At 38.3% G+C, this 11,073-nt stretch carries 12 protein-coding genes; 6 read left to right on the plus strand and 6 right to left on the minus strand.

The window, feature by feature from the left end:
* Positions 1–402 precede the first annotated feature (402 nt).
* Positions 403–1,026 (minus strand): hypothetical protein, encoded by a 624-nt coding sequence (locus HF876_RS18055; protein WP_169361447.1) that lies wholly within the window; start codon positions 1,024–1,026, stop codon positions 403–405.
* A gap of 169 nt (positions 1,027–1,195) precedes the next feature.
* Here HF876_RS18055 and HF876_RS18060 point away from each other — a divergent pair, with 169 nt between their 5' ends.
* Complete coding sequence (locus HF876_RS18060; protein WP_169361448.1) at positions 1,196–2,155, plus strand: L-threonine 3-dehydrogenase; 960 nt, start codon at positions 1,196–1,198, stop codon at positions 2,153–2,155.
* A 222-nt stretch (positions 2,156–2,377) separates the two neighbouring features.
* The gene (locus HF876_RS18065; protein ID WP_169361449.1) at positions 2,378–3,679 is read left to right on the plus strand and encodes an NCS2 family permease; all 1,302 of its coding nucleotides are present in this window, start codon (positions 2,378–2,380) and stop codon (positions 3,677–3,679) included.
* Positions 3,680–4,603: 924 nt separating this feature from the next.
* Here HF876_RS18065 and HF876_RS18070 read toward each other — a convergent pair.
* From HF876_RS18070 to HF876_RS18090, 5 genes are all read right to left on the minus strand, one after another.
* Positions 4,604–5,944, minus strand: coding sequence for a YjiH family protein (locus HF876_RS18070; protein ID WP_169361450.1), 1,341 nt, complete (start codon positions 5,942–5,944; stop codon positions 4,604–4,606).
* 102 nt (positions 5,945–6,046) lie between these two features.
* The gene (gene bshB2, locus HF876_RS18075; RefSeq protein ID WP_169361451.1) at positions 6,047–6,733 is read right to left on the minus strand and encodes a bacillithiol biosynthesis deacetylase BshB2; all 687 of its coding nucleotides are present in this window, start codon (positions 6,731–6,733) and stop codon (positions 6,047–6,049) included.
* A 12-nt stretch (positions 6,734–6,745) separates the two neighbouring features.
* Positions 6,746–7,096, minus strand: a complete 351-nt coding sequence (locus HF876_RS18080; RefSeq protein ID WP_169361452.1) for a YojF family protein — start codon at positions 7,094–7,096, stop codon at positions 6,746–6,748.
* Between the two features lie 148 nt (positions 7,097–7,244).
* Complete coding sequence (gene thiD / locus HF876_RS18085; protein ID WP_169361453.1) at positions 7,245–8,078, minus strand: bifunctional hydroxymethylpyrimidine kinase/phosphomethylpyrimidine kinase; 834 nt, start codon at positions 8,076–8,078, stop codon at positions 7,245–7,247.
* 65 nt (positions 8,079–8,143) lie between these two features.
* On the minus strand, positions 8,144–8,401 hold the full coding sequence (locus HF876_RS18090) for a hypothetical protein (protein WP_169361454.1): 258 nt from the start codon (positions 8,399–8,401) through the stop codon (positions 8,144–8,146).
* 100 nt (positions 8,402–8,501) lie between these two features.
* Here HF876_RS18090 and HF876_RS18095 point away from each other — a divergent pair, with 100 nt between their 5' ends.
* The 4 genes from HF876_RS18095 to HF876_RS18115 all read left to right on the plus strand — a co-directional run bounded on the left by HF876_RS18095 (position 8,502) and on the right by HF876_RS18115 (position 10,787).
* The gene (locus tag HF876_RS18095; RefSeq protein ID WP_346764103.1) at positions 8,502–9,263 is read left to right on the plus strand and encodes a DUF4230 domain-containing protein; all 762 of its coding nucleotides are present in this window, start codon (positions 8,502–8,504) and stop codon (positions 9,261–9,263) included.
* Positions 9,264–9,267: 4 nt separating this feature from the next.
* Positions 9,268–9,921, plus strand: coding sequence for a uracil-DNA glycosylase (locus HF876_RS18100; protein WP_169361455.1), 654 nt, complete (start codon positions 9,268–9,270; stop codon positions 9,919–9,921).
* A gap of 212 nt (positions 9,922–10,133) precedes the next feature.
* Positions 10,134–10,385 carry a DUF5327 family protein gene (locus tag HF876_RS18110; RefSeq protein WP_169361457.1) on the plus strand — a complete coding sequence of 84 codons (252 nt, stop codon included), beginning with the start codon at positions 10,134–10,136 and terminating at the stop codon, positions 10,383–10,385.
* A gap of 21 nt (positions 10,386–10,406) precedes the next feature.
* Positions 10,407–10,787 (plus strand): DUF423 domain-containing protein, encoded by a 381-nt coding sequence (locus HF876_RS18115; RefSeq protein ID WP_169361458.1) that lies wholly within the window; start codon positions 10,407–10,409, stop codon positions 10,785–10,787.
* The last annotated feature ends 286 nt before the right edge of the window (positions 10,788–11,073 follow it).

The following is an 11,073-nucleotide window of genomic DNA, read 5'->3' on the forward strand; positions in this document are numbered from 1 at the left end:
ATTTTCGTAATTTTGCATAATGATCATCTCCTATAGGAAAGTTATGGTCATTTACACAAAATTTTATACGTTCTCAAAAAGTGTCCCATAAATGAGCAAAAGGCGCCCATAAATAGGTTAGAAGTGACCCATAAAAAGTGGAGGCGCCCGTAAACCTAAAAAAGTGAACATAAATAAAAGCGAGGGGCACCTAAATGAGTGTGAAGTGCAACATAAAACGGAGAAAGAGTCACCTAAACAGATGAAAACCCGCCAAGGCGGGCTTTTTTTATTGGAATCGGTCGGTTTTTATTCATAATCGGTCGGTTCGGTTCAAAAATCGGTCGGTTTTCTCAAATAATCGGTTGGTTCTGGTCCATAATCGGTCGGTTTCCCCGAATAATCGGTCAGTCAACAACTCACTCAATTACTTAATTGAAAAGAGTAATAGAGACTATATTTTTGAACGCCTGTTGCTAGGTCGATGCATTTGTTGACTTCTTTTTCAAAGAGATTGGTGTTGCCTTGTTCTTTAGCTATGACAGCTGCAATGGCGTGCTGCATCCATTCTTTTGGCAGTTGATTTTTTAAAGTAGTGGCCTCATCAAAGTTTCCTTTAAGTGCTTCTGCGTATGCTATGTAATAAGTGCGAAGTGGTTCTTTGCTTATTTGTTTAGCTAGCTGCTCAAATTTGGAGACGTTGCTTTCAAAAAGTGCCAGCATGGTTTTATATACTTCCTGCATGTATGGTTGTTTATGTCTTTTCAAAATTTCCTCTATGGAGTGAACAATTTGTTCTTGATCACCAGTTTTTAAAGCTAGCGGGTAAGCAAACATAGGTTTTCGTTTATTCTTTTCCAAGTATCGCTCAATTTTATCCATATCATTGGATTTATAAACGGTATACATTTGTGGGGCGACTAACAAAAGTAAATAAATTACTACAACTGATACATAAATGAACCAGAATGGTAGCTCTAGAAACATCATTGCTGTAGCCAATATTACTCCTAATACAAAGATGAGTGCGTACTTTATTATTTTCATAAATACCTCCTAATCTAATTATTATACCAAAAATCGAAAATGTATATGGTTGTGTTTCACGAATGAACACGATATAATTAATTCCTGACAAACATAGTCATATCAAGGTGTTTTATTAATATAATGTACTTTCCAAAAATACAAATGTTTTTGAAAGGGAGAAATAAAGATGAAAAAAATAATGGTTACCGGAGCATTAGGACAAATTGGCTCGGAGCTAGTGACGAAACTACGAAAAGAATATGGTTCAAATAATATTTTGGCAACAGATATCAGACATATAGTATCACCAGTAACGGAAAGTGGCCCGTTTGATATTTTAGATGTAACAGATGGTGAAAAAATGCATCAGCTCGCGAAGGAATTCCAAGCAGATACAATGGTTCATATGGCTGCGTTACTTTCTGCTACAGCAGAAGCGAAGCCACTTTTAGCCTGGAATTTAAATATGGGAGGTCTAGTAAATGCTTTGGAAGCTTCACGTGAGCTAGGAATGCAATTCTTTACACCGAGTTCGATAGGCGCTTTTGGGCCATCAACTCCTAAGAAAGACACGCCTCAGGATACATTGCAGCGTCCAACTACAATGTATGGAGTTAACAAAGTGTCTGGAGAATTGTTATGTGATTACTACTTCCATAAGTTTGGATTGGATACTAGAGGAGTGCGTTTCCCAGGGTTGATTTCCAACGAGACATTACCAGGCGGGGGAACAACTGACTACGCTGTAGACATTTACTATAAAGCATTAGAGGAGGGAGCTTATACTTCTTATATCGCAGAAGGAACATATATGGATATGATGTATATGCCGGATGCACTTCAAGCGATTGTGGATTTAATGGAGGCAGATCCATCTAAATTGATTCATCGTAATGCATTTAATGTAACGGCAATGAGCTTTGAGCCAGAACAAATTGCAGCGTCTATCCGCAAGGAAATACCATCCTTCCAGATGAGCTATGATGTGGACCCAGTGCGCCAAGCGATTGCTAACAGCTGGCCAGATAATATTGATGCGACAGCAGCTAAGGAAGAATGGGGCTTCTCGTATAAATATGATTTAGACGCTATGACAAAAGATATGCTACAAACATTAAAAATTAAAAAAACTGCAGGCTCCTTATAAAAGGGCCTGTTTTTTTAACAGTTTTTTTCTTCAAGACAGTTCTATTTATTAATAAAACATGCCTTTAAATGCAATACTAATTAGAATATATTTCATTTCAAACCTTTCACAAAGAATTTAGAGAATAATAAATTTGGTCAAAAGGGTTGAAATTTATCTGAAAAACGAATAATATGATTAATGTTGTTAAAATCGTTCGTGTTTAAGGAAGAAGGTAATAAGATGTTTCGTTTGAAGGAATACGGTACCAATGTGAAGACTGAGCTTATTGCAGGAATGACCACATTCCTTACTATGGTATATATTGTAGTGGTAAATCCAATTATTTTATCGGATGCAGGTGTGCCACTAGATCAAGTGTTTATGGCAACTATTATTTCTGCTGTTATCGGTACATTATGGATGGCAATTTGCGCCAACTATCCAATAGCTATAGCTCCCGGTATGGGATTAAACGCATATTTCACTTATGCAGTTGTATTAGCATCAGATGGTAAAATTGATTATATAACAGCATTTGCAGCTGTTTTTGTAGCAGGTATAATTTTTATTATTTTATCTTTAACACCTTTACGTGAAAAGTTAATTACCGCGATTCCCTCTAATTTGAAGTATGCCATTACCGCAGGGATCGGTTTATTTATTGCTTTTTTAGGCTTACGTATGTCAAAGGTAGTTGTTGCTAGTGATAGCAACTTGGTGATGTTAGGGGATTTAACTTCTCCAGGTGTTTTGCTGACGTTATTTGGTTTAATATTCACAGTCATTTTGATGGTGCGTAATATAAATGGAGCATTATTTATCGGTATGGTCGTTACTGGTATTGTAGCTGCGCTTACCAATCAATTACAGATTGAAAAAGTGGTAGCTCTTCCTCACTTACCAGAAGGTATTTTAATTTGGAATCCAATAGAGGCAATTGGACAGGTTATTTCTTACGGTTTATATGGAGTAGTATTTTCCTTTATTTTAGTTACGCTGTTCGATACAACAGGCACGATGGTTGGTGTCGCTAAGCAGGCTGGCTTGATGAAAGATGATAAGCTTCCACGCGCACGACAAGCGCTATTAGCAGATTCAGTAGCTACTACTGTTGGGTCAATGTTCGGAACTAGTCCAACAACAGCATTTGTTGAGTCTTCCTCTGGTGTAGCTGTTGGTGGTCGTACTGGTTTAACTAGCTTAACTGTAGCTGTACTTTTCATCGTTGCATCATTCTTCGGACCTTTAGTGGGTGCGCTGTCCAGTGTTGCAGCTATTACCTCGCCAACCTTAATCATTGTTGGTGCCTTGATGATTGGATCTGTGAAAGAGATTGAGTGGAGTAAATTTGACGAAGCATTCCCAGCTTTCTTGATTATTTTAATCATGCCTCTTACATCAAGCATTTCAACAGGTATTGCTTTTGGATTTATCGTTTATCCACTGTTGAAAGTAATTAAAGGGGAAGCGAAAAAGGTTAATATCATGCTTTATATCTTCGCTATCCTATTTGCATTTCAATTAATTTTTTTGCCACACTAATAAATATAAATAAAGGTTGAGATAAAAATCTCCTCCAAATAAAAAGATTCAAAAAATCTACGAACTGGTAAAGTTTTCGGTGCTTCTATTCAAATTCCTGTAGTTGTTTTCCGTTACAGCGGACGCTTTCCGGGGGCACGGCTTCAATCTCCTCGTCGCTTTGCTCCTGTGGGGCTTTCAGCTCGCGCTGTTCCCCCAGGAGTCGCCGCCTCCTCTCCAAACAAATAGAATGGAAACAAGAAATTACCTAACTTAAAAAAGAAGAAAAACATGAAATCAAGTTATCGATTTCATGTTTTTTTAATTTATTGCTATGTAATTTCTACATGGCAATATAGGAATTCAACAAAAACTGTTGGTTTATTAAATAAAAAAGCTTTGTTGAAGTTATTTGTGGATTTTGACTAACAATTCTTTTTTATAGTGATTGTCAGCATTATTAAAAGGACATTCAAATTACTATTAAAATCATAAATAGATGATGAAAATGGGATTGGGTACAGTTTTTCGGCTTTATTTATGCGAGTAAATTTATAAGCAATTTATCGATGCATCAAAGATGTTCCTATTTATTGATTGTGACAGACGGCGACTCCAGCGGGATGAGTGAGACAGATAAGACATCACAACCACGCGCGATAGCGATGGGTGATGGCTTATCGCTCACCCCGCTGGTGCGGAAATCAATTCTACTCTATGGTTTAAAGATTTCTTTGCTTTATAAATCAACCCTACCCTTTAACATAGCCAATAAAAAAGCCTACCTTGAAGATCCTCGAGTAGATGAGGAGTTAGTTAGGCGTTCCATTAAAATAAGAGCTATTTTCTTTAGTATTGCTTTTATCTTAATAACTCTGGTGACCTTCGTTAGTTGATTTCTAACACTATAGAAAAAACGCTTGGAGTTTTCCAAGCGTTTTCCTTTTAAAATAGTATATGTGCAACTGCTGCTATGATTGGGAATGAAATCAGCGTACGTAATAAGAAAATAACGATTAAGTCTTTGAAGTTAACCGGTATTTTAGAGCCGAGTAATAATCCACCGACCTCAGACATGTAGATCAACTGAGTAACTGACATAGTTGCTATAAAGAATCTTGTGAGCTCAGAGTCAATTGATGCACCTAAAATAGTAGGCAGGAACATATCGGCAAAGCCGACTACCATTGTTTGTGCAGCCTCAGCAGCTTCAGGTATACCGAATAATAGAAGCAATGGCTCAAATGGTTTACCTAAGATGGTGAAGAAAGGAGTATACTCTGCAAGCATTAATGCAATAGTTCCAAATGCTAATACTACTGGAGCAACACCAATATACATATCGATAACATTCTTAATTCCATCTGAGAAGAACTTTGTAATAGACCGGTTTTTATTAGCGGTGTTTAATGCGTTTTCTAAACCGTGTGTAACTGCATTATAATTCTCAGGGAATTTCTCTGCATCCAAGTCTAATGGGCGTCCATCAATATGCACATCTTCTTTGCCAGCTAAAGGATAAATACGAGGCATGATAAATGCCAGGACAACACCACATAGGAGAACAGTTAAGTAATAGGGAGCAAAGTATTTCTCTAAACCGACTTGTTCCAATACGACGATACAGAAGGTAATAGATACAACGGAAAAAGTTGAGCCAATAATTGCGGCTTCTTTTTTCGTGTAATAGCCTTCTTCATATTGTCTACTAGTCAGCAAGACCCCAATTGTTCCATCTCCAACCCAGGATGTAAGTGCGTCGATTGCTGATCGTCCTGGAAGCTTAAACAGTGGGCGCATAATTTTAACCATCATCGTGCCAAGGAACTCCAGTAACCCAAAATTTAATAGAAGGGGAAGGAGTAGTCCAGCGAATAGGAAAATCGTAAATAGGAAGGAAACCAGCCCATCAGGAGCTAACAAAAGTCCTCCCGTATCCTCACTCCAAATAGCCTCTGGACCAATTTGGAAAATGATTAAGACAGAAAAAATTGCACCGACAACTCTTGTGATTGTCCAAAATATAGAAACTTTAAAGAGATTGTTGATAAACGAATCGTTTTTTGGAATAAATAAAAATATTAAAGAACCAATAGCCGCAATGAATAAGGTGATTAGAGCGATCCAATGAACACTTGGTTCAAGTACACCAGATAATAGGCTTGCAAACCATGCGATAGGAATCTTTATTTCTCCTCCAATTGGTAACGGGGTCATGAAAAGGATGACACCAGCTATAGAAGGGAGAAGAAAGAGAAGCCAAGTAAATAAGCTGAATTTTTTCAAGTGAAGGCCAACTTTCTTTTTGAATAATTATGCATGAAATAGATGATTTACACATGATAATTCATTAGAGAAGCTAAGTCTATAGCTATGAGCAATGTTCTATTATTCGAAATCTTTATTAAAATCGTATGTGTAGAAGCGTTCAAAGTGTAACCAGTTTTCTGCTTCTGGTTCTCCGTCCGCTAGACGTTTTTCCATTTCTTCTAGCATCCAAGCCGTTTGAGAAATGTGGGCACGCATGGAACCCATTTTTTCTTCACTCGATTCAGAAATGTTATGGATGATGTCTGGTTCTCCTAATACCTCTTTCGAATCATTCGAAAAAGCTAGTGCATAAACTTTTGGACGTTGATCCTTTGGCATTCTGCGTACAGCACGAATCATCGCTCTACCGGTAGCATCATGGTCAGGATGCACAGCGTAATTAGGATAGAAGGTAATAACTAAAGAAGGGTTCGTATCAGCGATTAAATCCTCCATCATTTGGACCATTTTTTCATCATCTTCAAATTCTACTGTTTTGTCACGAAGACCCATCATTCTTAAATCGGTAACACCCATTGCTTTTGCAGAGGCTAGCAGCTCTTGCTTTCTAACTTGTGGTAGTGTCTCGCGAGTTGCAAAAGGAGGGTTTCCAAGATTGCGACCCATTTCCCCTAGAGTCAAGCATGCATATGTAACAGGGGTTCCTTGTTTTACATAAGTAGCTATTGTTCCAGAAACTCCAAAAGCCTCGTCATCAGGGTGAGGGAATACGACCAACACGGATCGTTCCATTGGTAAAGTCATTTTTCTTCCTCCTTAATATGTAAACGGTGTTTTGCTTATTTCAAGTGCTACTGCTAGCTTTCCACTTTGATCGTGACCAGCCATTAATAATCTACCATGCTCATCTAATTCATAATGTGTAATACCTTGAGCATATACCCATCCATGAGGGAGCTTTAAACCTACACGATGAGGAGCTTCTCCAGCTACCTTGCCAAGCTCGTAGCGAATCACCACATTGCGAATAAATGCACCAGCATTAAATACGTTTTCGTTGAAATGAGTGGCATAAGCACCATTTGTTGTTTCTAAATGAATGTATACATCTTCATTTGCAAAGCTATTTAATAATTCCTGTAGTCGTTCCTTATTCACTATTTCCATACTTTCGTTGCCTCCTAGCATACTGTCTGTTAATAGTATAATGAAAAATAGTTCAGCAAGCGAATGATTGAGCCATCGTTCTGATGGCAACTTACCGTACAAGTAAAAACTCGCAAAGCCCTGTTAGACTTTGCGAGTAAGGGGTTTATTAGACTGTAGTTGTTGTCACTTCTGGAGCACCGAATTTTCCTTTAGCGCCGTGAAGTACAGGTCCTACGTATTGGTTTAACTTCCAGCCATGAGCGATTGCAGAGGAAACAAATTCTTTAGCTTCTAATACAGATTCTGCAACAGAAAGTCCATTTGCTAGATTTGCTGTAATTGCAGCAGCGAATGTACAGCCGGCACCATGGTTATAAGTCGTTTCCGTTTTTTCTGTTTCTAATAAGGTATGAGTTTGTCCGTCATAGAAAAGGTCCACCGCTTTATCGTGGGTCAATTGTTTACCGCCCTTGATCACTACGTTTTTCGCCCCAAGCTCATGAATTTTTTCGGCAGCTGCCTTCATATCTTCAATTGATTTAAGTATTCCCAGTCCTGAAAGCTGACCAGCTTCAAATAGATTTGGAGTAACAACAAGTGCACGTGGCAATAAATGTGTGATCATGGAGTCTACAGTACCAGGGTTCAATACCTCATCCTCGCCCTTACATACCATGACAGGATCGATTACGATACTAGTTACACCAGACTCTTCAATAATTTTACCTGCTGCTTCGATAATATCCTCGGTACTTAGCATACCAGTTTTAATAGCATCTACATTAGTGGATAAAGCCGTTTTTGCTTGACGTTTAATTTCATCCACAGGAAGGGAAAACACATGGTGACTCCAATTATTATCCGGGTCCATTGTAGCGATGACAGTGAGAACATTCATACCATAGGTTCCATGCTCTTGGAATGTTTTTAAGTCTGCTTGTATACCAGCGCCGCCAGAAGTATCAGAACCTGCAATTGTTAATGTTTTTTTTATAGACATGTAAAAGTTCTCCTTTTGCGTGAAAGTTATTTCATTAATTGTATCAGATAGATATGAAAATTCAATTACGGCAGCTTTGGAGCAGTCCAAAGCTTGAACACTATAAAAGCAAATGTGATTGAAACGAAAAGAGTTATCGTCCCGCCAATATAAATGTTATTTATATAAAGTGAGATAGTTAAGTAAACAAGGATTCCTATAAAAAATATAGTTCCTAGTAAAAAGCAACCGAAACCCATACTCGTTGCCTTTGGTGGAACATCGTTTTTTACAGCTGCATTCTCCAGTTTTTTTAGTTTTTCTCGAAATTCAAAATTTGCCATATGCATTTCCCCTTTTTACCATCGTATCATTGGGCGGAATAGTTGTTAATAGGGAAACTTTTCGATACTGTAAACGTAGTAGTTTAATAGAAGGAGAGGGATGAAGATGAAACAAGATGACAAGATTCGAGAAATGGAAAAGCTATTAAAAGAATTGAAAGCTCAAAATGAGGAAAGTGCTGCTACCATCGTAGAAGATTCTCCTAGGCGTGGAGGGTTAAACCTCTGGAGGATGCCATTATTTTTATCTAGATTTAAATTTAAAACAATCTTGCTCATCTCAGTCTTAGCATTCTTACTAATTGCAGCATTGCCATTTGCAGCATTCTGGGCGATTCAGGGTAGTACTTATACTGAATCAAAGAGCATCTTTGTTGAAAGAGTACAAGGTCTCAATGAGCTAACAACTGCACAAGCATCTACTAAGGTAATTTTAAAAGAAGAAGATAATAAAGTATTTGGAAAAGAGATTGGACTAGACTTACCAGGAACAAAAAGGGAAATTTTATTAATAGTACCGGGGTCTGTAAAAGCTGGGGTTGATTTTTCGGAGGTAACTGAATCAGATATTAAGGTTAATGAAGAAAACAAGACAGCTATTTTAACATTACCAAAACCAAAATTCCTAGGAGGTCCCGAAATACTTTTTGACCAAGTAGAAGTGGTATCTTCTGAAGGAATATTTCGTGAAAAGGCTGACATAGAAGAAGCATTTGAACTAGCTAAAAAAGCCCAAAAAATGATGAATGAAGATTTTATAGGACAAGGTGTTTTGGAGGTTGCGGAAGAAAATGCCGTAAAATCCGTACAGGAAATGTTTCAGCTCATTGAATATGACGTGCAAGTGGAGTTTAAGGAGTGATTAAATGCCGAATTGGAAAGAATTATTAGGTGCAGAATGGGACAAGCCTTACTTTAAGGAGCTACAATCCTTTCTAGACAAAGAATATGCTGAGCATACGATATATCCCCCACGAGAAGAGGTGGGAAGTGCGTTTCGTTTAACTCCATACGAGGATGTAGAGGTGGTTATACTTGGACAAGACCCCTATCATGGTCCAGGGCAGGCGCATGGATTAAGCTTTTCGGTGAAACCAGGAGTTAAAATTCCGCCGAGCCTTCGCAATATGTTCAAGGAGCTAGAGGAAGATCTGAGCTGTCCTATTCCTTCTCACGGTTATCTAGAAAAATGGGCGAAGCAGGGTGTCTTGTTGTTAAACACGGTTTTAACTGTCAGAGCAGGTGAGGCAAATTCGCATAAAGGCATGGGTTGGGAACGCTTCACAGATACCGTTATACAGAAGCTATCTGAACGTGAAAAGCCAATTATTTTTGTTTTATGGGGTAAGCCTGCACAAGCTAAGTTAAAGCTCATCGACACGTCCAAACACTACATTATCCAATCAACTCACCCAAGTCCTCTAAGTGCTCACCGAGGATTCTTGGGAAGCAGACCCTATTCTCAAATAAATGAACAGTTAGTGTCCATGAATGAAAAGCCAATCGATTTTTGCCTCTAATTATGCTAGGATAACGATAGAAAGTAGGGAGAAAAATTGGCTGTAAATTGTTTTAAGTGTCGACATTTTTTTACTACCTGGGATGCGAATCATCCACGTGGCTGTAGGGCTTACCAATTTAAAACAAGGGAGCTTCCTTCTGCGTTAGTCAAAAGATCCTCAGGCGTGGAGTGCTTAAAATTTGAACCAAAGCAACTGGAGGGGCATAACAAGTGATTTCGAACAGACAAATTTTAATGCAAATAGAAAAACAGCTTCAAGAGGCAAAGACTGCATCGGGGGAACAATCCATCCGGGAAAGTTTAGCTGCTATAAAGGCTTTATGTGACGTAGCTCTAACTGTGCCACTAACAGAAAGTCCAACAGTACTTCAAACGCCCTCCGTGAAGACAGCAACCTTAACTGCGCCTTCTGCACCCTTGAAGGAAGACGATGCAAACGGAGAGTCATTATTTGATTTTTAATAATAGAAAGTAGGGAACAACTTGAAATTTTTTATCATCGCAGGTGCTATTAATGGCTTCTTATCTGTAGCCCTTGGAGCATTCGGAGCACACTTATTAGAAGGTAGAGTGGCTGACAAGTATTTAGCGACATGGGAAACAGCGGTTCAATATCAAATGTTTCATGCGCTTGCATTAGTTGCCATTGGTATTTTAATGAGCAGTAAGCTGTTAGGGCCAGTGTCACAGTTAAACGTAGCAGGCTACTTAATCCTAGCGGGTATCGTTATTTTCTCTGGAAGTCTGTACGTACTTAGCTTAACGGGAATTAGTATTTTAGGAGCAATCACACCAATTGGTGGAGTGGCATTCCTAATTGGTTGGGTAATGCTAATCGTTGCAGCCGTAAAATATGCAAATTAATGATTTTAAAAGCGAGCTCTAGATTTTAACTGGAGTGCGCTTTTTTTATTCATGAGGTGGTTTGGTCAGTTAAATGTTAAACTCAAACTAACAAGGTAAATTCAATAAAATGGGAAATATAAGGGGGATTATAATGGGGACTTGGGGTACCGCAATATCATCAAATGATAAATATGCAGATATATATGAGGACATAATGGACGAATTTAATAAGCCCAGTGGTAATATGTCAAGCGAAAAAAAGAAATGAATTGGAAATTACTTAAGTGATACTTTCCAAATGAAC

The organism is Psychrobacillus sp. BL-248-WT-3 (assembly GCF_012843435.1).
Classification (GTDB): Bacteria; Bacillota; Bacilli; order Bacillales_A; family Planococcaceae; genus Psychrobacillus.